Consider the following 19,673-nt stretch of genomic DNA (forward strand, 5'->3'; position numbering starts at 1 on the left):
AATGAGTCGAAGGTGTACTGAGTCAGAACTCGTTCTGAAGCGCCTTGTAGCCGCGCACCAGATCAATATTGGTATGCGCCACATCTTCGGAAAATTCCGAAGCCGAAATGCTCACCGGCGGAAATTGCGAAAGGTCAGTGCCCGGCCCTATCCGGGTGGTGGACGGCACGTAAAAGTGCTCCGGCAAATCGCGACCGTCGACCACCGAGTTGTGCCTGACCACGCTGCCGTTGCCGACCTGGCAATTGAACAACACGCTATTGAAACCGATGAACACACGGTCTCCGACTATGCAAGGTCCGTGCACGATAGAGCGGTGGGCGATCGAGGTGAACTCGCCGATGGTGACAGCAGCACCTGATTTCGAATGGATCACCACGCCGTCCTGAATGTTGGAATTGGCACCGATGACGATCGGTTCCATGTCTCCGCTGGCATCGACTTCGTCGGCACGGATCACGGCGTAGGGGCCGACAAACACGTTGTCCTTGATGATCACCTTGCCGCAGATGATCGCGGTCTTATCGATGTAGGCGGACTCGGCAATGACCGGCAGATGGCCGGAAGGATTTTTACGGATCACGGAATGAAACCTCAGGACAGGTAATTGGAAGTCTGGGCAGCGGCATCGTGCGGATGCAGGCTTTCGAAGTGACGGACACTGACGCTGGAGGCTGCATAGCGGCCTTCGAGTGCTTGCTGGACCTTGCGCGCGGCGTCTTCGACGTACATCAGGTTCTGGCCGTTGAGCCGCGCGAAGGCCTGCTCGTCGGCCCGCTTGACGGCGGTTTGTACCGGAGTGCCCAGCGCCTGCTCGACACTGTCGATCAGCGTCATCAGGCCCAGTTCAGCCGCTTGCTCCGACACCCGCACCTTCACCGTCGCAACGCTGCGTTGGCTGTGCGGCGTGGCAAGCGATGCGTTTTCGCGCAGCCAGCTCGCGACCTGCATCGGATCGACAAACGACTGCCTGCCGAAGCGCGCCGCGAATGCCTCTTCCAGCAGTTGGCGAGACAATGCGGCCGAGCACGGACAGGTGGACGAGTAGGTGACATCCACCGAACTGTCCAGGCACAGACGGCCGGCATGCCAGGTAGCCTCAAGCTTAACGGGGTAGGATTTCCAGCCGCTGAGCCCTTCGGTAATCAATGCCGGCCGCCGGCACAGCAGATTGAAGCTCAGCGTCAGCCGGGCGTGACTGGAGTGGCAGTCGAGGTGACTCTCGACCATGGCTTCCAGCAAGGCAGCCAGCGTATCGGGACTGACGATCTGGCGCTCGGCATAGCCGTCGAGCAACCGATAGAGTCGTGACATGTGGATACCTTTGACGCTCGGGTCGGCCAGATCGACCTGCAGATCGACATGCGCGTGAACCGGGTGACGAATGCTCGCTTCAGCCAGTCTGATCGGCACCTCCACACCTTGCATGCCGACCCAGTCGAGTGACACCAGCGCCGGGGAAATTTCCGTCAGGGCAACATCCGGGAGAGGTTTGTTCATGTGCGTCGTTCGTCTCGTTGGCGAACTTCACCACGTGGGCGAAGCCTGATGTTGGCGGTTCACAGCCGTACAGTGCACGGCCATAAATTCGTTACACTATAACATCATGATTGTTAACTTCATCAACCAAACGTTACTCACCCCGCACCGCGCCCTCGCAATACCGCCAGCGGCTCAGGTCTTTGCCAGCTCCTCGATCAGAAAATCCCGAAAGGCGGCGACTGCCGCCGGCAGGTTGCGCCCGGCCATGCTTTGCAACTCGATACGCCGTGCCTTCATGCCATCGTCGCTGATCGGCAGCGATTTGAGCTGTTTTTCATGGGCGCGTTTGTCCAGCGTCATCTCGCTGGACAGGCTGATTCCGCCCTCCTCCCGTACAAACCGCAGCAACGCGCCGATGTAGTTACTGGTCAGTACCGGATCGAACAGCAGGCCCTGCACGCCGCAGCAGATATCAAACAACTGGCGCAAGGTCGTGTCGGTGTTGGTCAGGGCGATGGCGTAAGGCTGAAGTTCAGCCAGCGTGACCTCCTTGCGTGCGGCCAGCGGATGGTTATGACTGACCACTGCGCAGATCGCGCCGCTGTGAATGTGCTCGACCTTGATCTCGTTCTGCGGCGTCAGGCTGAAGGTCAGGCACAGGTCTGCATCGCCCGAGCGCACCCGTTCGGTGGCTTGCGCCGGGGCGCAGACCTCCATCGAGAAATGGATGCCCTGGTACTGCCGCCGAAAGCGCGCAATGCACTGCGGCAGAAAATCCAGGGCAAAGCCCTCCGAGCAGGCGATGCGCACATGACCACGCTGTAAGCCTTGCAGCTCGGTGATTTCCAGCACCACCTGCTCGGCCTCAAGCTGTGATTTGCGCGCATAGGCCGCCAGACGAACACCCGCCTCGCTGAGCATCATGCCGCGCGCCTGACGTTCGAAGAGCACAGCATCCAGCTCCCGCTCCAGTTTGCTGATCTGTCGACTGACTGCCGAAGACGCGACATTGAGGCGGATCGAGGCTTCGCTGATCGATCCGCACCGCGCCACTTCGAGGAAGTAGCGCAAGGCTGTGGACTGTACGCCGTAGAGTTGCATCGATGCTCCTGCGTTGCCTTTTCAGCAATGAAAGGTTCGAAATATTGTGCTTGTGGCATTGATACGCTTTGCCTAGAGTCGTGTCGAGGCGCAACTCATCAAAAGAAGCCAATCAAAAGAACACTGCGACCTCGTTGCTTCTTCCTTCTCGCATTTGCGACCCACTGCCCTTTGATACATCCACTTTGCCTTTTGGAGACGACGGCATGGGAATCAAGGGTTTCGCTCGCAGCATCGCGCTATTGAGCCTGTTCAGCAGTTTCTCCGTCCTGGCCGGCAAGGCTGACGACACACTGGTCTACGCCTCGGACAGCGAACCGGAAAACATCAGCCCCTATCACAATGATTTGCGCGAAGGCGTGATCCTCGGTCGTCTGATCTGGGACAACCTGGTCTATCGCAACCCGGACAATGGCGAATACCAACCGATGCTCGCCACCAGCTGGAAACAGGTCGACGATACGACAATCGATTTCCAGCTGCGCCAGGGTGTGAAGTTTCATAACGGCGACCCGTTTACCGCAGATGACGTGGTGTTCACCCTCAATTATGTGGTGTCGCCCGAGTCCAAGGTGGTCACCGTGCAAAACGTCGACTGGATCAAGAGCGCCGAGAAACTCGGTGACTACAGCGTCCGCCTGCACCTGAAAAAGCCCTTCCCGCCTGCGCTGGAATACCTCTCCAACGCTGTCCCGATGTTTCCGAAAAAGTATTTCGAACAAGTCGGCATGGCTGGGTTCAGTCGTAAGCCGATCGGCACCGGGCCTTACAAGGTCACGGCCATCGCCACGGGCGAAGGCGTGAAGATGGACAAGAACCCGGACTACTTCAAGGACAGTCCCCAGGGTCAGCCGAAGATCGGTCACATCAACTTTCGCGTGATCGCCGATGCCGAAACGCGTCTGGCCGAGCTGATGACCGGTGGCGTCGATTGGACCTGGCGAGTGGCGCCGGATCAGGCGGAAAACCTCAAGGCCATGCCCAATCTGGTGGTCACCAGCGGTGCGACCATGCGCATCGGCTTTCTGATTCTGGATGCACGCGGCACCTCCAGCGCCGATTCGCCGATGAAGCACCTGAAGGTACGTCAGGCGATCAATTACGCGATCAATCGTGACGGCCTGGCCTCGCAACTGGTCGGTGGCGAAAGCAAGCCGTTGCAAGTCGCCTGCTACCCTGGCCAGTTTGGCTGCGACACCACCGCCGCCACGGTCTACAACTACGACCCGGCGAAGGCCAAGGCGCTGCTCGCCGAAGCCGGCTACCCGAACGGTTTTGAAACCGAAATCTTCGCCTACCGCGACCGCGATTACGTGGAAGCCATCATCGGCAACCTGCGCGCCGTGGGCATCAACGCCAAGCTGCGTTACCTGAAGTACGCAGCCCTGCGTGATCAGCAGCGCGGCGGCAAGGTACCGATGTCGTTCCAGGCCTGGGGCTCGTTCTCGATTCTCGATACCTCGGCGTCGGCCGGCACCTGGTTCAAGGGCAACCCTGACGACAACATCAAGGACCCGCAAGTCCAGGGCTGGCTGCAGACCGCCGACAACGCGCTGGACCCGCAGGTGCGCAAGGACAACTACCGCAAGGCGTTGCAGCGCATCAGCGAGCAGGCCTACTGGGCGCCACTGTTCAACTATTCGATGAACTACGCCTATGTCTCGGACCTGAACTTCAAGCCTTACCCGGACGAGCTGCCGCGCTTCGTGCTGTCGAGCTGGAAATAAGCCTTGCCCGAGCCAGTCGGTGAACCTGGCTGTGAGGCGCATGCCGCGCCTTGCAGCAGGGTCAGCCACCCCGTCATCCCCTGAACACAAGGTCACTTGCCATGTTCGGATTTCTCTTGCGCCGCCTGGGTATTGCCCTGTGCGTAGCGATTACCGTGTCGGTGATCAGCTTTTCCCTGCTGCACCTGTCTGGCGATCTGGCCACTGCCATCGGTGGGCCGGAAGCCAGCAGCGAGCAGATCGAACAGATCCGTGTGCAGTACGGCCTCAACAAGCCATTGGTGACGCAGTATTTCGAATGGCTGGCCGACGTGGTGCGTCTTGACCTGGGCGACTCGTTCTTCTTTCAGGAGTCGGTCTACAACCTGATCGCCTCGCGGCTGTCGATCACGCTCGGGCTGGGCGCGATGGCCCTGAGTATTGCGTTGCTGATTGCCATTCCGCTGGGTGTGCTGGCCGCGGTGAAACGCGACACGTGGATTGATCGCCTGGCACTGAGCATCGCAGTACTGGGTCAGGCCATGCCGAGTTTCTGGTTCGCACTGATGCTGATTGTGGTGTTTTCAGTCACCCTGAAATGGCTGCCGGTGTCGGGCAATTCGACCTGGGCGCACTTCGTGATGCCTGCCATCGCCCTCGGTTATTACGCCACGCCGGCGATCATGCGCCTGACCCGTGCGGGCATGCTCGACGTGCTCAACTCCGATTACATCCGTACTGCGCGGGCCAAGGGCCTGCGCCCTGCCACCGTGCTGTTCAAGCATGCGTTACGCAACGCGCTGATTCCGGTGGTGGCCCTCGCCGCCGTGGAGTTCGGTTTCATGCTTGGCGGTTCGGTGGTCATCGAAACGGTTTTCTCGCTGCAAGGCATTGGCCAGCTGGCCTGGGACGCGATTGCCCGTGACGACTTCCCGGTGGTCCAGGCGGTCGTGCTGTTGATCGCGGTGATCTACATCGTCCTCACCCTGCTGGCCGACGTGCTCAATGCACTGCTCGACCCGCGCATCCGCGTGAAATAGGAGGCCCCATGAGCACAACCACCTCATCGCCGCTGCTGATCAACGATTACCAGCCCCCGGCACGCAGCGTCTGGCGTACCTTGCGCAGCAGCTTCGCGCATCGCGGTTTCGCCATCGGCGCGATACTGCTGCTGATCATCCTGCTCGGCGCACTGCTCGCACCCTGGCTGGCCCCCTACGACCCTTATGCGCAGGACGTAATGCTGCGCATGAAACCGCCAGTGTGGATGGCCAACGGCACCTGGGACTACGTGCTGGGCACCGACAAACTGGGCCGCGATTACCTGTCGCGCCTGCTCTACGGCGCACGCATCTCGCTGTTCATCGGTTTCTCGGCCGCGCTGATCTCCGGAATCATCGGCACCATCATGGGCCTGCTGGCCGGCTATTTTGGCGGCAAGACCGATGCGCTGATCAGCTACCTGATCACCACACGCCTGGCGATGCCGGTGGTGATGATCGCGCTGGCCTCTGCATCGCTGATCGGTGGCTCGCTGAAAGTGGTGATCGTGCTGCTTGGCTGCCTGCTCTGGGACCGCTTTGCCGTGGTAGTACGCGCTGCCGTGCAGCAGATTCGTGACGCCGAATACGTCGCCTCGGCCCAGGCCCTGGGTTGCTCGACGCTGCGCATTCTGGCCAGCGAAATTCTGCCCAATCTGGTCGGTGCGCTGATCGTCGTCGCTACGCTGGAAATGGCTCACGCGATCCTCCTCGAGTCGGCACTGTCGTTTCTCGGGGTCGGTGTGCAGCCGCCCATTCCTTCATGGGGGCTGATGATCGCCGAGGGCAAACCGTACATGTTCTTTTCCCCTTGGGTCATCGCCATTCCAGGTGTTGCCCTGATGGTGCTGGTGCTGGGCATCAATCTGGTCGGTGACGGCTTGCGCGACCTGATCCTGCCCGACGGGCGCAACTGACAGAGGAGATACGCACATGGCGCTGTTGCATGTTGAAAACCTGCGTGTCGAGATTCCTCTCGGGCAAGACACGCTCCACGCAGTGCGCGGCCTGGACTTTCAGGTCGAGCGCGGCGAAATGCTGTGCATCGTCGGCGAGTCCGGCTGCGGCAAATCCCTGACCTCGCTGGCGCTCATGGACCTGCTGCCGCGCAAGGCCCGGCGTACCGCAACGACCCTGAGTCTGGATGGCATCGACATGCTGACCCAGAGCGAGCGGCAGATGTGCGACCTGCGCGGCAACCGCCTGGCGATGATCTTTCAGGAGCCCATGACCTCGCTGAACCCGGCCTACAGCATTGGCGATCAGCTCAGCGAAGTGCTCACCCGACACCGCAAGGTGTCACGCAAGGAGGCCCTGCAGCGCGCCGCGCAGATGCTCGAGAAAGTCGGGATCAGCAACGCGGGCGAGCGCCTGCGCCAGTATCCGCACCAATTGTCCGGCGGCCTGCGTCAGCGGGTGATCATCGCCATGGCCCTGATGTGCGAACCGGACGTAATCATCGCCGATGAACCGACCACTGCGCTGGACGTGACCATTCAGGCGCAGATCCTGCGGCTGATCCGCGACATTCAGAAGGAGCTGGGTCTGGCCGTGATCTTCATCACCCACGACCTGGGGCTGGTGGCACGTATCGCCGACCGGGTCGCGGTGATGTACGCCGGACAGATCGTCGAGACCGCCCCGGCCATCGAGTTGTTCGAGAACCCGCAACACCCTTATACCCGCGGTTTGCTGGCGAGCATTCCGATCCCCGGACGCACTCAGCCGGGCCAGCCGCTGGGGTCGATTCCGGGGCTGGTGCCCAGTCTGGTCGGCGAGCAACACGGCTGCGCATTTCGCAATCGCTGCCCACAAGCGATCCCGGCCTGTGCCGACGACGTCCCGCCGATCAATAGCCACAACCACATGACTCGCTGCCTGTTTGCCGCAGCGGGCGCCGAACCTGTGTTTCACCGTGAGGGCGTACCGTCATGAATACCGCCGTGAAACAGATTCCGACTGCCAGCGTCAAGAAAGACATCGCGCTGGAACTGTGCGATATACGCCGCGAATTCAGCATCAGTCGTGGTTTTTTCAAACCCAATGCCACGCTCAAAGCCGTCGATGGTGTTTCGCTGCGCCTGATGCGCGGCGAGACACTCGGGCTGGTCGGCGAATCGGGCTGCGGTAAAAGTACCCTGGCAAAGATGCTGCTGGGTCTCCTTGCGCCCAGCAGCGGCGACGTACTGGTCAACGGCAAGCACCTCGCCGGTACCGACCGCAAGGAGATGGCGCGGCGCATTCAGCCGATCTTTCAGGACCCCTACTCGTCACTCAACCCGCGCAAGACCCTGCGCGAGATCGTCACGCTGCCGCTGATCGTGCATGGCATCGGCACCCCGGCCGAACGTCGCCAGCGCGCCGAAGCGATGATGGACGTGGTCGGCTTGCCCAAGCGCGTGATCGACAGTTACCCGAGCCAGCTTTCCGGTGGCCAGCGCCAGCGTGTGGCGATTGCCCGGGCGCTGGTGATGCGCCCGGATGTGTTGATCTGCGACGAACCGACTTCGGCGCTGGACGTTTCAGTACAGGCGCAGATACTCAATCTGTTGCAGGACCTCAAACAGGAATTCGGCCTGACTTACCTGCTGATCAGCCACAACCTGGCCGTCATCGAACATCTGGCCGACCGCGTGGCGGTCATGTACCTGGGGCGGATCGTCGAAGAGCGCAGCCGCGAATCATTGTTCGCCAGACCCGGCCATCCCTACACCCAGGCGTTGCTGGACTCGGTGCTGACCCCGGACCCACATCTGGGTATTCCTGACCTGGGTTTGCACGGCACTTTTCCCAACCCCATGTCGCCGCCGTCCGGCTGCGCCTTTCATCCGCGCTGCCCGGCCTGCATGCCGGTGTGCAAGGAAAAAGCCCCGGCCATTGGCCGCATGGAAGGCGGCACCGTTCGCTGCCACCTGCACGACACCTCGAAACCTCTGGAGCAGATGCCCTCATGAGTAGCCGTTCGCACGCCATCGAAAACGTCACGGAACAGTTCGACAACGGCGCCTTTTTCGCCCTGCTCGGCAAAAGCGTTGCCTACCCGACCCAGAGCCAGGAGGCCGAGAGCCTGCCCGAGCTGTATCGTTATCTTCATGAGTTCATCACCCCGCATGTCGAGCGTCTGGGTTTCAGCGTTGCCGTGCATGACAACCCGGTCGCAGGACGCGGCCCGCTGATGATCGCCACGCGCATCGAAGGCGCTGAACTGCCGACGCTGCTCAGTTACGGGCACGGGGACGTGGTTCGCGGCTATGACGCGCAGTGGCAGACCGGCCTGTCGCCGTGGCAGGTGATCGAACGTGGCGAGCGCTGGTATGGACGCGGCACCGCCGACAACAAGGGCCAGCACCTGATCAACCTGACGGCACTGGAGCAAACCCTCAAGGCTCGCGACGGCAAGCTGGGTTTCAACGTCAAATTGCTTCTGGAAATGGGCGAAGAAGATGGCTCACCTGGCTTGAGCGCGTTCTGCCAGGCGCACGCAGAAGAACTCGCCGCCGATATTTTCATTGCCTCCGATGGCCCGCGCCTGGCGGCGGCACGCCCTACCCTGTTTCTCGGCTCGCGCGGAGTATTCAACTTCGAGCTGACGGTAAACCTGCGCGAAGGCGCACACCATTCCGGCAACTGGGGCGGCCTGCTGGCCAACCCGGGAATCATTCTGGCCAATGCGATCGCCAGCATGGTCGATGAGCACGGTCGGGTGAAAGTCGCGGGGCTCATGCCCAAAGCCATCCCCGACGCGGTGAAGGCCGCATTGGCGGATATCGAGGTCGGCGGCGGCCCCGGCGACCCGTACATCGACGCCGACTGGGGCAACCCGGCGCTGTCACTCAGCGAAAAAGTCTTCGGCTGGAACACCCTCGACGTCCTCGCTTTCAAGACCGGCAACCCGGACGCCCCGGTACACGCCATTCCCGGCAAGGCTCACGCGTTGTGTCACATTCGCTTTGTGGTCGACAGCGATTACAACGCGTTCATCCCTGCCGTGCGTGCGCACCTGGATGCTCATGGCTTCGATCGTGTCGAGGTCCGGCAGACGCGCATGGAAGTAATGCACGCCACGCGTCTGTCGCCGGACAGCCCGTGGGTCGGCTGGGCGCTGGATTCGCTGGCCGCCACCACGGGCAAGAAACCCGCGCTGCTGCCCAATCTGGGCGGTTCGCTGCCCAATGACGTGTTCGCTGAAGTGCTGGGCCTGCCAACAGTCTGGGTACCACACTCATACCCGGCGTGCTCGCAGCATGCACCTGACGAGCACTTGCTGGCTCCGGTGGTCAAGGAGAGCCTGCAAATCATGGCCGGACTGTTCTGGGACCTGGGCACGGACGGCGCAAGATTGACCCGGGAGCAGCGGGCACAGGAGCTGAGTGAATGAATGAGGCACAACTGCACGCTACCGCGTGGCTGGCCGAGCAATATGAGGCGATGGAAGCGCTGCTGCAGCGCCTGGTCGATACCGATTCCAACAGTTACGACAAGGTCGGCGTCGACGCTGTCGGGGACCTGCTTGTCGAGCATTTGCAGGCCGACGGTATCGACGTCACGCGCATCCCGGTCGAAGGGTTTGGCGATGTACTACTCGCCGAATTGCCCGGCGGCCCCGGAAAACCGGTGCTGCTGCTTGGGCACCGCGACACGGTGTTTCCCAAGGGCACCACGTCCACCCGCGGCCATACCAAGGACGCCGAGTTGGCCTACGGCCCTGGCGTGGCCGACATGAAGGGCGGACTGGTACTCAACTGCTTCGCGCTGAAAGCCTTGAAGCGCGCAGGCCCGCTGCCGTTTCCGGTGCAGATCCTCTACACCGGCGACGAGGAAATAGGCTCAGCCAGCGCTCGCACTCATATCGAACACTACGCCCGCCAGGCGAGCGCGGTGCTCAACCCCGAACCGGGACGCGCCAGCGGCAATGTGGTCAGCGCGCGCAAAGGCGGTGCCACGCTGATCATCGAAGTCAGCGGCCGCGCGGCGCATTCGGGGGTCAATCATGCCGACGGCGCCAGTGCCATCCAGGCGCTGGCGCACAAGGTGATCAAGTTGCATGCGCTGACTGATTACGCGGCGGGCATCACCACCAATGTCGGGCTGATCTGCGGCGGTACCTCCAGCAACACGGTAGCGCCCAGCGCAACGGCGAAGCTCGATGTGCGTTTTATCGAGCTTCGCCAATGGGAGGAAATACTGGCCGCCGTGCAGGCCATCGTCGCCGAAGAGGAACTGCCCGGCACGTCAGCCAGACTGCTGGAAGCCACCACCTTCCTGCCGATGGAAGCCCGGCACAGTACCGAGTTGCTGAGCCTTTACCAGAGCCTCGCGCAGGAACTGGGTTTCAGCGTTGAAGGCGAGTTCACCGGGGGTTGCGCCGACTCGGGCTTCACCGCCAGCCTGGGTATCCCGACCCTGTGCGGCCTCGGCCCGGTGGGCGGCAAGGTCCACACCGACCGCGAGTACCTGGAACTGAACACCCTGGTGCCCAGAGGCCAGGCGCTGGTCGCGACGATTCTGGCGCTGGGGGATGTGTGACGCAGAGCGTCACGAAATGCATTCCCACGCGGAGCGTGCGGAACGATGAACATTCGGGATGGCAACTATCGTGCCCTTGCTCCGCGTTATACATGAGCCCGCTTCTGATTCTGGCCGTACGAAAGGGGCCAGCATGGTCGCCGAAAATGCAGCGCAGAATACGTGTCAAGACCAAGATACCTGACGCGATAACCCGTTCGATTTGTACAGTCCAGTGAGGAACACTCCATGCAAAATTCGTCCGAGCTGCTCGGTAAATCCGCCACCGAACTGCGTGCGCTGATCGGCAACAAACAGCTCTCTCCGGTGGAGTTGCTGGACGCCTGTATCGAGCGGATTGAACGCCTGAACCCGAAGATCAATGCGTTCGCCGCGACCTGTTTCGAGCGCGCCCGCGACGAGGCACTGCTGGCCGAACATGCCGTCATGCAGGGCCAACCGCAGGGCCTGCTGCATGGCCTGCCAATCGGCATCAAAGACCTGGAAGAAACCGCCGGGGTACTCACCACCTACGGCTCGCAACTGTTTCGCGACAACATTCCCGCGCAGGACAACCTGTTCGTTGCGCGCCTGCGTGCTGCCGGGGCAATCGTGGTCGGCAAGACCAATGTGCCCGAACTGGGCGCAGGAGCCAATACCCGCAATGTGGTGTGGGGCGCGACCGGCAACCCGTTCAATCCTGAACTGAATGCCGGCGGTTCTTCGGGCGGATCCGCCGCCGCACTGGCCGTCGACATGGTGCCGTTGTGCAGCGGCTCGGACACCGGTGGTTCGCTGCGCATTCCCGCAGCGCTGTGTGGCATCGTCGGCCTGCGCCCTTCGCCAGGACTGGTGCCGAGCGAACGCAAGAAGCTCGGCTGGACACCGATTTCAGTCGTAGGCCCCATGGGCCGCAATGTTGCCGATACCCTGCTGCAACTGCGCGCCAGCGCCGGGCTGGGGCAGTCCGACCCGTTGAGTTATGCCATCGCCGTTGACGAGTTCGCAGCACGCCCGATCGACCTCAGCCAGCTGCGTGTCGGCTACAGCGAAGACTTCGGCGCGTGTGCTGTGGATGACAGGATCCGTGCCGTCTTTCGGGAAAAGATCAACACCCTGAAATCGCTGTTCAAGTCCTGCGAAGCCATCGACCTGAAGCTGACCAGCGCCCATCGCACCTTCGACGTACTGCGTGCCGAAGCGTTCGTCGCCGGGCTGCAGGACGCTCACGACCGTGATCCTGATGCGTTGGGGCCCAACACCCGCGCCAATTTCGACATGGGCGCCGCGATGTCGTTACAGGACTGCGTCAAGGCGCATGGCGAGCAAAGCCGGATCTTTCGCGGCTTCCAGAAACAGTTCGAGCATTACGACCTGATCATCGCGCCCACCACGCCAGTCTCGCCCTTCCCCTGGAGCGAGCTGTACCTGCGCGAAGTCAACGGCGTGCCCCTGGACAATTACTATCGCTGGCTGGCGCTGTGCTACACCATCACCCTGACCACCAACCCGGCGTTGTCCATGCCCTGCGGCACCGACCACAACGGTATGCCGTTCGGGCTGCAAATGATCGGCGGATTCCGTGGCGACGCAAAATTGCTTGCCTGCGCCGAGGCGATCGAGCAGGCAACACTGAATGATCCACGCCTGTCACGTCCGCGTCCCGACCTGCAGAAGCTGCTGGCCTCGGCAGTCGACCTGACCCACATCGTCACGCATCCGCCGATTTATGGCGGGTCGAGAACGGGCAAGCCGGAGATTGGGGCGATGTGAAGACTTCTCTCAGACCACCCTCATTGCATCCCGCCCAACCACTACGTTGCCCGGCAACTGCCCGGAGTGCTCCATGAACCACGCATCCAGCGTATGGCCGACATGCGTCAGCACCGCCCTGCCCGGTCGTAGCCAATCGATGGTTTCCAGCGCCAACGTCAGGTCGTTGTGGTTACGCGGCGGCTGAGGCTGTGGCGGCATCGAGCAGTCGAGCACCAACAGGTCCAGCGGTGCACGTTGCAGATACTCGCGGGTGTCGTCTGGCAAGCCGACGGTGTCGGTCAGGTAGGCAAAACGTTGCCCGTCGCCTTCCAACAGGTAGCCGAACGTAGGCTTTGAGTGTGCCAGTGGTAGCGCTGTGACCTGCAATGCGCCCAGTGCACGACGCTCGAAAGCCGCGAATGGCTGGCTGAAATCCAGAATGCCGGGGTGTTTGTAGAGGTCGGCCAGGCCTTCCGGATCTGCCGGGCCGCGGACCGGAATCACCAGCCCCTGGCCCCAGCGCAGGTGCAACAGCCCCTGAGCGTGGTCGGCGTGGTAGTGGGTCTGCAGAATCCCGCTCAGGCTACGCGGCGGGAAACGCTCGGTGAGGTCGCTCAGGCCACTGTCGATCAACCAGCGCTGGTCGGCGCATTCGATCAGCGCGCTGCACGGCAAACGGCGCAGATCATGGTCGGCACGCGCGGCAGTACACGCCACACACTGGCAACCGTAGACCGGCACCTGTCGGGCGTCACCGGTGCCCAGCAGGGTCAGGCGCATGCGTGACGCTTGTCGAGCAAGCCCAGCAGCGTGGCAACGGTCTGCTGCAGGTCAGCGGAATTATCCAGCGGGAAGACCTGCGGATTGCTCGCCAGCAGGTCTCCGGCAAAACGCGAGTTGCGCGCAAGGCGCTCTTCGATTTCCGCGAGGCTTTCCCGGTTACGCGCCAGCAGGCGCTTGCGCAACACCTCCTGATTGACGGTCAGCAACACCGCCAGCAGCGTGGGATAACGCGCCTGCGCCTTTTGCAGATGCGCCCGGGAGCCGTTGATCAGGACGTCATGGCCTTCCAGCAGCCATTGATCGATCTCGACGGGAATGCCGTAGTGCAGACCATTGGCCTGCCAGCTCAAGGCAAACGCGCCTCGCTCGCGCATCTGCTCGAACTGCTCGACGGTCACCGCCTGGGCCGCCTCGCCCACTGCTTCGGCGGAACGGGTAATCACCCGCCGGACGATCCGGCAATCGCGTTGCGCCAGAGTATCCCGGGCCGCGTCCAGCAGGCTGTCCTTGCCTGACCCGGACGGCCCGATGAGATAGATCAACCTGCCAACCATCAAAACACCCTCTTGCCTTGTCGCCAGACCTTGTCGATAACCGGCAGGCCGGCATGATCACGCGCCTGGATCAGATCAGCGCGCAGCCCCACCCGTATTTCACCACGATCCGCCAGTCCGGCAGCCACCGCCGGCGTGCGGCTGACCATGTTGATCGCCTGCGGCAAGTCACATTCGTTGTCCTGAGCGGCGAGCATGAATGCAGACTGCAACAGACTGGCCGGGTAGTAATCGCTGGACAGAATATCCAGCAACCCGTCACGGGCCAGCGATGCTGCCGCCACGTTACCGGAGTGCGAGCCGCCGCGCACGATGTTCGGTGCGCCCATCAACACGCTCATGCCCAGTTGCCGACAGCCACGGGCCGCTTCGAGTGTGGTCGGGAACTCGGCGATGTTCATGCCGAAGCCCGCCGATTCCTCGACATGCGCCATGGTTGCATCGTCGTGACTGGCAATCGACAAGCCGCGCGCCAGGCACAGCTCGACGATCGCACGCCGGTAACGGTCGGCGTACTCATTGGAGTTGGCCACCTGCTCGACGATGAAACGGTCCATTTCCTCGTTGTTCATGTGGTACTTGCCCATGTAGTACTCGCGGTACTTGGATTCCAGGGCAAACTGGCGCTGGCCGGGCGCGTGGTCCATCACCGAGACCAGTTGCACCAACGGCTGGTCCAGCAGATCACGAAACACGCTCAAGGTATCCGGGTGGCTGACCTCGCAGCGCAGGTGCAGCAGGTGCTCGGCGCGGGTCAGGCCTGCCGCGTTGGCGTCGGCAATCGCCTGCAGCATGGCGGGCAATTGCTGCATACGCTTGCCTTTGGGGTTGATGTCGCCGATCGACAGTGCGTCGAATACCGTAGTGATGCCCGCCGCGACGATTTGCGCATCGTGGCTGATCACCGCCGACATCGACGGCCAGTCGACACCCGGACGCGGCGACAGGTGCTTTTCCAGGTTGTCGGTGTGCAATTCCACCAGCCCCGGCAGCAGGTAATCGCCCTGCATGTCCTGGGCCTGGCTCAACTGGCTGCATCCACTCTCGACCTCGGCAATCAGGCCGTCACGGACTACCACAGTGCCGGTGAATACCTGCTCGGCCGTCACCACGCGGGCGTTACTGAAAACCTGTTCGTTCAGCATTGCAGCAACTCCTTGGCGGTAAGGTCCACCGGGGTCATGTCGAGTTGACGATTGGCGACTGCCTCGCGGGCGTCGCGGTCATGGAAAATACCGATCAGGGCGGCACCGGCCTGTTTGGCCTCATCGACCAGTTGCAGCACCACCCGGCGGTTGGCGTCGTCCAGCGACGCCGTCGGTTCGTCGAGCAACAGTACCGGCCACGGCACCATGAACGCGCGCGCGATGTTGATACGCTGCTGTTCGCCACCGGAAAACGTACTGGGCGCCAGCGGCCACAGGCGCTGCGGAATATTCAGCCGGCCCAGCAGCAGTTGCGCACGCTCCTGCGCCTGCTCACGGGACCAGCCGCGCGCCAGGGCCGGTTCCATGACCACGTCCAGGCTGGACACGCGCGGAATCACGCGCAAAAACTGACTGACGTAGCCGAGCGTCTTGCGTCGCACCTCAAGTACCTGGCGCGGGGTTGCGCCGACCAGTTCGGTCCACTCGCCTTCATGCTGCACGCGAATACTGCCGGCGGCAGGCAGGTAGTTGCCGTACAAAGTGCGCAGCAGCGTGCTTTTGCCCGCGCCGGATTGCCCGCTGAGCACCAGACATTCGCCGGCGCGCACCGAGAAATTCAGGCCGCGCAGCACATTGAGGACCACACCGTTGTGCTGATGCAGGGTGAAGGTTTTCGACAGGTCACGGACCTCGATCAACGTTGTCATCGGGCTCACCTCTTCTGTACAGGCTGTTCGGACAGTGCCGCTCATGGCTGCAATACCGAGGACACCAGCAGTTGCGAATACGGGTGCTGCGGGTCATCGAGAATCTGGTCGGTCAGGCCGCTCTCGACCACTTCCGAGCGACGCATGACCATCAGCCGGTCAGCCAGCAACCGCGCGACCGCCAGATCATGGGTGACGATGACCACGGCCAGATCCAGCTCGCGCACCAGCCCGCGCAACAGATCGAGCAAACGTGCCTGCACCGACACGTCAAGCCCGCCAGTGGGTTCGTCCATGAACACCAGTCTGGGACTGGAGACCAGATTGCGGGCGATTTGCAGGCGCTGCTGCATGCCGCCGGAAAAGGTCCGCGGCAGGTCGTCGATGCGCTGCGGATCGATCTCCACCTGGGTCAGCCAGTCCAGCGCGGCACCCCGCAACTGCTGATAATTGCGTACCCCCTGCGCCATCAGACGTTCGCCGATATTGGCGCCGGCCGACACGCCCATGCGCAGGCCATCGCGCGGGTTCTGTTCGACAAAGCCCCACTCGGTGCGCAGCAAAGTGCGCCGCTGCGCCTCACTGGCGCTGTACAGGTCGAACCAGTCGCCCTCCTTGCTGCGATAGTCGATGCTGCCGCGGTCCGGCGGGCAACGTCCGCTCAACAGCGAGAGCAGCGTGGATTTCCCCGAGCCGGACTCGCCGACGATGCCCAGCACTTCGCCTGGGTAGAGATCGAAACTGACGTCCTGACAGCCCTTCTGTACACCGTACAGACGGGTCAGGCCGCGCACCTTGAGCAGCGGCTGCACCGCCTCGGGAAGGCGCTCGCCCGCCGGGTCCAATGAACGTGCACTGATCATCGGTCGTTCTCCTGCTGTTTGACGCGCTGGGCGCAGTAATCGGTGTCGGAGCAGACAAAGCTCTGTGTCCCGGCATCATCGAGAATCAGCTCATCAAGAAAGGAATCATGGCTGCCGCAGATCGCACAGCACTGCTCCCAGCGCTGCACCTCGAACGGGTGGTCTTCAAAGTCCAGGCTCACCACCTGCGTATACGGTGGCACGGCGTACAGACGCTTTTCGCGCCCGGCACCGAAGAGCATCAATGCCGGGCTCATGTGCAGCTTGGGGTTATCGAATTTGGGAATCGGCGACGGGTCCATCACGTAGCGCTCATCGACCATCACCGGGTAAGCGTAACTGGTAGCGATATGGCCGAAGGTCGCGATGTCCTCGTAGAGTTTGACGTGCATGACGCCGTAATCATCCAGCGCGTGCATGGTCCGGGTCTCGGTTTCCGAAGGCTCGATGAAACGCAGCGGCTCGGGAATCGGCACCTGATAGACCATGATCTGATCGGCCTGCAGCGGCGTTTCCGGGATCCTGTGACGCGTCTGGATGACGGTCGCCTCGGGCGTGCGCTCGGTGGTGGCGATGCCGGCCGTGCGGGCAAAGAAACGCCTGATCGAGACAGCGTTGGTGGTGTCGTCAGCGCCCTGATCGATGACCTTGAGCACATCATCAGCGCCCAGGATTGCGGCGGTCAGTTGCATCCCGCCAGTGCCCCAGCCATACGGCAGCGGCATTTCGCGACCGCCAAACGGCACCTGATAACCGGGGATCGCCACCGCCTTGAGCAAGGCGCGACGAATCATGCGTTTGGTCTGCTCGTCCAGATAAGCGAAGTTGTAGGCCTCATCCCGTGCAGGCCTTTGCTGTGCGGTGTTCATCGGTGCATTGCTCATTGGTCGCTCTCCGGTTTCGGTGCAGACTTGCGCAGCTTGCGGATCAGCTCCAGCTCGGACTGGAAGTCCACGTAATGCGGCAGTTTGAGGTGCGAGACGAAACCCGCCGCTTCCACGTTGTCGCAATGCGCCAGCACGAACTCTTCCTGCTGGGCCGGTGAGCGGACTTCTTCGTTGAATTCCTCGGCGCGCAGCGAGCGGTCCACCAGTGCCATGCCCATCGCCTTGCGCTCGGCGTTACCGAACGCCAGGCCGTAACCGCGGGTAAACTGCGCGGGTTCGCTGGCCGAGCCGACGAACTGATTGACCATCTCGCACTCGGTGACTTCGATGTCGCCGATCACGATCGGGAAGCCCAGCTCTTCAGGTTCGATCCAGACTTCCACCTCGCCGATGCGAATTTCCCCGGCGAACGGGTGATTGCGGCCATAGCCGCGCTGGGTCGAATAACCCAGCGCCAGCAGGAACCCTTCATCACCACGCGCCAAAGCCTGCAGGCGCTGGGCACGACTGGACGGATACTCCAACGGCTCACGGGTCATGTCCGCCACCCGCTCGCCATCGTCGACTTCTGGCTTCATCAACCCTTCTTTGGCCAGCAACCCGAGCACTCGCGGACAGGGCTCCAGTGTGGCGTGCGGGGTGACTTCCGGGCCCGGGTGCTCGCCTTCGGCCAGCAAGGTAAAATCCAGCAAACGGTGGGTGTAGTCGAAGGTCGGCCCCAGCAATTGACCGCCAGGGACGTCCTTGAATGTGGCCGAGAGGCGACGGCTGAGCTGCATGTGCGAAGTGTCGATGGGCACGCTGGCACAGAAGCGCGTCAGCGTGGTGCGATAGGCGCGCAGCAGGAAGATCGCTTCGATCAGATCGCCCGCCGACTGCTTGATCGCCAGCGCAGCCAGTTGCGGGTCGTAAAGCGAGCCCTCGCTCATGACCCGTGCAACCGCCAGCGGCAGTTGCTGACGGATCTGCTCGACGTCGAGTTCGGCAATGCCGGTGTCGCCACGACGCCTGCTGGCCAGCAGGCGGTGAGCGTTATCGATGGCCTGTTCGCCACCCTTGACTGCGACGTACATCAGGCACACTCCTGCACGCGGGTGCTGCGTGGCAAGCCGAGCAATCGATTGCCCGAGACAAAGAACACATCCAGCCCGCAAGGGAAGACATTGCGCGCTTCACGTGCGGCCCAGAAACCTTCATCCAGCGGCAGGGCCACCGAATTTTGTCGCTCGATGCCGGGACCGCTCCAGGCAAGCATCTGCCCGCCTTCCAGGCCAGGCAGCTGGATCATCAAGGTGCAGGATTGATCCGGGTAGCGGTCATTGCCGGTATCGAAATCGTGCAGTTGCAGGGCCGTCGACGCATCGAGCAACGCGAAGCGCGCTGCGTGCCGCTCCGTGACAATCGGGCTGCCGCAATGAAAGGCAATGTTCGCGCGAATCGCCGGGGTATCGAACGCCGGTGCCAGCCACACTGGCGTGTCCAGGTCCAGCAACGCCAGGCACAAGGCGTGGGTGGCACTGTCCAGGCCCTGCAAGGCCGGCGGCTGGTGCGCAGCGGGCAGGTTCTGGATCACCCCCGGCCCGGACAGCGCCTTGAGGGCGACGCGAAAACTGCGCTGGGCATCCAGTACCGGATCGGTGAAGGCAGGTTGCAAAAGAACGGCACTCATCAGTCTTCTCCTCGGACCAGGGTAAAGAATTCGACTTTGGTGGCAGCGGCCTCGGCGTCCTTGTGCGCCCGACGCTCGGCTTGCGCGCGCGCCAGGGGCTCGATCAGTTCGGACAGCCACCAGGCCTGCTGTGCGCCTTGCAAATGCGCGTCGGCCAGCGCCGCCAGTTCCGCGTGGTGCTTGTCGCGTCCAGCCAGATAGCTGTAGCCGGTGCGCCCATCGGCCAGACGCACCACACAGCGCGTCACACTCATTTCGCCAAGGTTGAAGGCTGAACCGGTGCCGCCCATACGGCCGCGCACCAGGGTCATGCCGATTTCCGGGGCGCGGATCATCTGGTAATCGGTGTCGCGCAACGCCGCTTCGTGACGCTGCAATCGCTCGCGGCTCGGCTCATCGACATGGGCGCGCGCCAATACGCCCATCCAGTGCTGACGTGCGGCTGTTTCAGGGGATGCTTGCATGGAACACCT

The 19,673-nt window shown here is 62.4% G+C and carries 20 protein-coding genes; 8 read left to right on the forward strand and 12 right to left on the reverse strand.

The window, feature by feature from the left end:
• Positions 1-22: 22 nt before the first annotated feature.
• The 3 genes from JOE33_RS02865 to JOE33_RS02875 form a co-directional block, all read right to left on the reverse strand.
• The gene (locus tag JOE33_RS02865) at positions 23-583 is read right to left on the reverse strand and encodes a carbonate dehydratase (protein WP_024646862.1); all 561 of its coding nucleotides are present in this window, start codon (positions 581-583) and stop codon (positions 23-25) included.
• Positions 584-594: 11 nt separating this feature from the next.
• Positions 595-1,500, reverse strand: a complete 906-nt coding sequence (folE2, locus tag JOE33_RS02870) for a GTP cyclohydrolase FolE2 (RefSeq protein WP_074594344.1) — start codon at positions 1,498-1,500, stop codon at positions 595-597.
• Between the two features lie 174 nt (positions 1,501-1,674).
• Entirely contained in the window at positions 1,675-2,583 is a 909-nt protein-coding gene (locus JOE33_RS02875) for a LysR substrate-binding domain-containing protein (RefSeq protein WP_003408081.1), read from the reverse strand.
• A gap of 206 nt (positions 2,584-2,789) precedes the next feature.
• On the opposite strand from JOE33_RS02875, the gene JOE33_RS02880 reads away from it, so the two are divergent.
• The 8 genes from JOE33_RS02880 (at position 2,790) to JOE33_RS02915 (ending at position 12,607) form a co-directional block, all read left to right on the forward strand.
• Positions 2,790-4,310, forward strand: coding sequence for an ABC transporter substrate-binding protein (locus tag JOE33_RS02880; RefSeq protein ID WP_096131408.1), 1,521 nt, complete (start codon positions 2,790-2,792; stop codon positions 4,308-4,310).
• A 101-nt stretch (positions 4,311-4,411) separates the two neighbouring features.
• Positions 4,412-5,329: an ABC transporter permease gene (locus JOE33_RS02885; RefSeq protein ID WP_003348343.1), complete on the forward strand. Its 918-nt coding sequence runs from the start codon at positions 4,412-4,414 to the stop codon at positions 5,327-5,329.
• 8 nt (positions 5,330-5,337) lie between these two features.
• A complete protein-coding gene (locus tag JOE33_RS02890; protein WP_032614679.1) occupies positions 5,338-6,246 on the forward strand; it encodes an ABC transporter permease in 909 nt (302 codons plus the stop codon).
• A gap of 16 nt (positions 6,247-6,262) precedes the next feature.
• A complete protein-coding gene (locus tag JOE33_RS02895) occupies positions 6,263-7,264 on the forward strand; it encodes an ABC transporter ATP-binding protein (RefSeq protein ID WP_004418028.1) in 1,002 nt (333 codons plus the stop codon).
• On the forward strand, positions 7,261-8,283 hold the full coding sequence (locus tag JOE33_RS02900; protein WP_096131406.1) for an oligopeptide/dipeptide ABC transporter ATP-binding protein: 1,023 nt from the start codon (positions 7,261-7,263) through the stop codon (positions 8,281-8,283). The genes JOE33_RS02895 and JOE33_RS02900 overlap by 4 nt, the downstream gene beginning before the upstream one ends.
• On the forward strand, positions 8,280-9,707 hold the full coding sequence (locus JOE33_RS02905) for a M20 family metallopeptidase (RefSeq protein WP_096243689.1): 1,428 nt from the start codon (positions 8,280-8,282) through the stop codon (positions 9,705-9,707). The genes JOE33_RS02900 and JOE33_RS02905 overlap by 4 nt, the downstream gene beginning before the upstream one ends.
• Positions 9,704-10,855, forward strand: coding sequence for a M20 family metallopeptidase (locus JOE33_RS02910; RefSeq protein WP_187626150.1), 1,152 nt, complete (start codon positions 9,704-9,706; stop codon positions 10,853-10,855). Before JOE33_RS02905 ends, JOE33_RS02910 begins: the two co-directional genes overlap by 4 nt.
• Positions 10,856-11,083: 228 nt before the next feature.
• The gene (locus JOE33_RS02915; protein WP_187626151.1) at positions 11,084-12,607 is read left to right on the forward strand and encodes an amidase family protein; all 1,524 of its coding nucleotides are present in this window, start codon (positions 11,084-11,086) and stop codon (positions 12,605-12,607) included.
• 9 nt (positions 12,608-12,616) lie between these two features.
• Here the strand turns inward: JOE33_RS02915 and phnP are convergent, their stop codons facing one another.
• From phnP to phnG, 9 genes are read right to left on the reverse strand one after another with little or no spacing between them, the layout of a single operon-like run.
• The gene (phnP, locus tag JOE33_RS02920) at positions 12,617-13,369 is read right to left on the reverse strand and encodes a phosphonate metabolism protein PhnP (protein WP_187626152.1); all 753 of its coding nucleotides are present in this window, start codon (positions 13,367-13,369) and stop codon (positions 12,617-12,619) included.
• Positions 13,360-13,926, reverse strand: coding sequence for a phosphonate metabolism protein/1,5-bisphosphokinase (PRPP-forming) PhnN (phnN, locus tag JOE33_RS02925; RefSeq protein WP_003423939.1), 567 nt, complete (start codon positions 13,924-13,926; stop codon positions 13,360-13,362). Before phnN ends, phnP begins: the two co-directional genes overlap by 10 nt.
• Positions 13,926-15,071 (reverse strand): alpha-D-ribose 1-methylphosphonate 5-triphosphate diphosphatase, encoded by a 1,146-nt coding sequence (locus JOE33_RS02930; protein ID WP_010434785.1) that lies wholly within the window; start codon positions 15,069-15,071, stop codon positions 13,926-13,928. Before JOE33_RS02930 ends, phnN begins: the two co-directional genes overlap by 1 nt.
• On the reverse strand, positions 15,065-15,781 hold the full coding sequence (gene phnL, locus JOE33_RS02935) for a phosphonate C-P lyase system protein PhnL (protein WP_010434784.1): 717 nt from the start codon (positions 15,779-15,781) through the stop codon (positions 15,065-15,067). The genes JOE33_RS02930 and phnL overlap by 7 nt, the downstream gene beginning before the upstream one ends.
• Positions 15,782-15,822: 41 nt before the next feature.
• Positions 15,823-16,644 (reverse strand): phosphonate C-P lyase system protein PhnK, encoded by an 822-nt coding sequence (gene phnK / locus JOE33_RS02940; RefSeq protein ID WP_003403603.1) that lies wholly within the window; start codon positions 16,642-16,644, stop codon positions 15,823-15,825.
• Entirely contained in the window at positions 16,641-17,528 is an 888-nt protein-coding gene (locus tag JOE33_RS02945; protein ID WP_003367174.1) for an alpha-D-ribose 1-methylphosphonate 5-phosphate C-P-lyase PhnJ, read from the reverse strand. Before JOE33_RS02945 ends, phnK begins: the two co-directional genes overlap by 4 nt.
• Positions 17,525-18,604: a carbon-phosphorus lyase complex subunit PhnI gene (locus tag JOE33_RS02950; RefSeq protein WP_122578577.1), complete on the reverse strand. Its 1,080-nt coding sequence runs from the start codon at positions 18,602-18,604 to the stop codon at positions 17,525-17,527. The genes JOE33_RS02945 and JOE33_RS02950 overlap by 4 nt, the downstream gene beginning before the upstream one ends.
• Positions 18,604-19,200, reverse strand: coding sequence for a phosphonate C-P lyase system protein PhnH (gene phnH / locus JOE33_RS02955; RefSeq protein ID WP_010436598.1), 597 nt, complete (start codon positions 19,198-19,200; stop codon positions 18,604-18,606). The genes JOE33_RS02950 and phnH overlap by 1 nt, the downstream gene beginning before the upstream one ends.
• On the reverse strand, positions 19,200-19,664 hold the full coding sequence (gene phnG / locus JOE33_RS02960) for a phosphonate C-P lyase system protein PhnG (RefSeq protein ID WP_010436601.1): 465 nt from the start codon (positions 19,662-19,664) through the stop codon (positions 19,200-19,202). The genes phnH and phnG overlap by 1 nt, the downstream gene beginning before the upstream one ends.
• Between the last annotated feature and the right edge of the window lie 9 nt (positions 19,665-19,673).

This window comes from Pseudomonas sp. PvP027 (assembly GCF_017833005.1).
In the GTDB taxonomy this organism is placed as follows: domain Bacteria; phylum Pseudomonadota; class Gammaproteobacteria; order Pseudomonadales; family Pseudomonadaceae; genus Aquipseudomonas; species Aquipseudomonas congelans.

Bases quoted from the DNA above. Each gene is read 5' to 3' on its own strand.
- JOE33_RS02915 (WP_187626151.1), top strand. From the start codon at position 11,084: ATGCAAAATTCGTCCGAGCTGCTCGGTAAATCCGCCACCGAACTGCGT.
- JOE33_RS02875 (WP_003408081.1), bottom strand. From the start codon at position 2,583: ATGCAACTCTACGGCGTACAGTCCACAGCCTTGCGCTACTTCCTCGAA.
- JOE33_RS02880 (WP_096131408.1), top strand. From the start codon at position 2,790: ATGGGAATCAAGGGTTTCGCTCGCAGCATCGCGCTATTGAGCCTGTTC.
- JOE33_RS02905 (WP_096243689.1), top strand. From the start codon at position 8,280: ATGAGTAGCCGTTCGCACGCCATCGAAAACGTCACGGAACAGTTCGAC.
- JOE33_RS02890 (WP_032614679.1), top strand. From the start codon at position 5,338: ATGAGCACAACCACCTCATCGCCGCTGCTGATCAACGATTACCAGCCC.
- JOE33_RS02930 (WP_010434785.1), bottom strand. From the start codon at position 15,071: ATGCTGAACGAACAGGTTTTCAGTAACGCCCGCGTGGTGACGGCCGAG.
- JOE33_RS02885 (WP_003348343.1), top strand. From the start codon at position 4,412: ATGTTCGGATTTCTCTTGCGCCGCCTGGGTATTGCCCTGTGCGTAGCG.
- JOE33_RS02910 (WP_187626150.1), top strand. From the start codon at position 9,704: ATGAATGAGGCACAACTGCACGCTACCGCGTGGCTGGCCGAGCAATAT.
- phnG (WP_010436601.1), bottom strand. From the start codon at position 19,664: ATGCAAGCATCCCCTGAAACAGCCGCACGTCAGCACTGGATGGGCGTA.
- phnK (WP_003403603.1), bottom strand. From the start codon at position 16,644: ATGATCAGTGCACGTTCATTGGACCCGGCGGGCGAGCGCCTTCCCGAG.
- phnP (WP_187626152.1), bottom strand. From the start codon at position 13,369: ATGCGCCTGACCCTGCTGGGCACCGGTGACGCCCGACAGGTGCCGGTC.
- folE2 (WP_074594344.1), bottom strand. From the start codon at position 1,500: ATGAACAAACCTCTCCCGGATGTTGCCCTGACGGAAATTTCCCCGGCG.
- phnL (WP_010434784.1), bottom strand. From the start codon at position 15,781: ATGACAACGTTGATCGAGGTCCGTGACCTGTCGAAAACCTTCACCCTG.
- JOE33_RS02895 (WP_004418028.1), top strand. From the start codon at position 6,263: ATGGCGCTGTTGCATGTTGAAAACCTGCGTGTCGAGATTCCTCTCGGG.
- phnN (WP_003423939.1), bottom strand. From the start codon at position 13,926: ATGGTTGGCAGGTTGATCTATCTCATCGGGCCGTCCGGGTCAGGCAAG.
- JOE33_RS02945 (WP_003367174.1), bottom strand. From the start codon at position 17,528: ATGAGCAATGCACCGATGAACACCGCACAGCAAAGGCCTGCACGGGAT.
- phnH (WP_010436598.1), bottom strand. From the start codon at position 19,200: ATGAGTGCCGTTCTTTTGCAACCTGCCTTCACCGATCCGGTACTGGAT.
- JOE33_RS02950 (WP_122578577.1), bottom strand. From the start codon at position 18,604: ATGTACGTCGCAGTCAAGGGTGGCGAACAGGCCATCGATAACGCTCAC.
- JOE33_RS02900 (WP_096131406.1), top strand. From the start codon at position 7,261: ATGAATACCGCCGTGAAACAGATTCCGACTGCCAGCGTCAAGAAAGAC.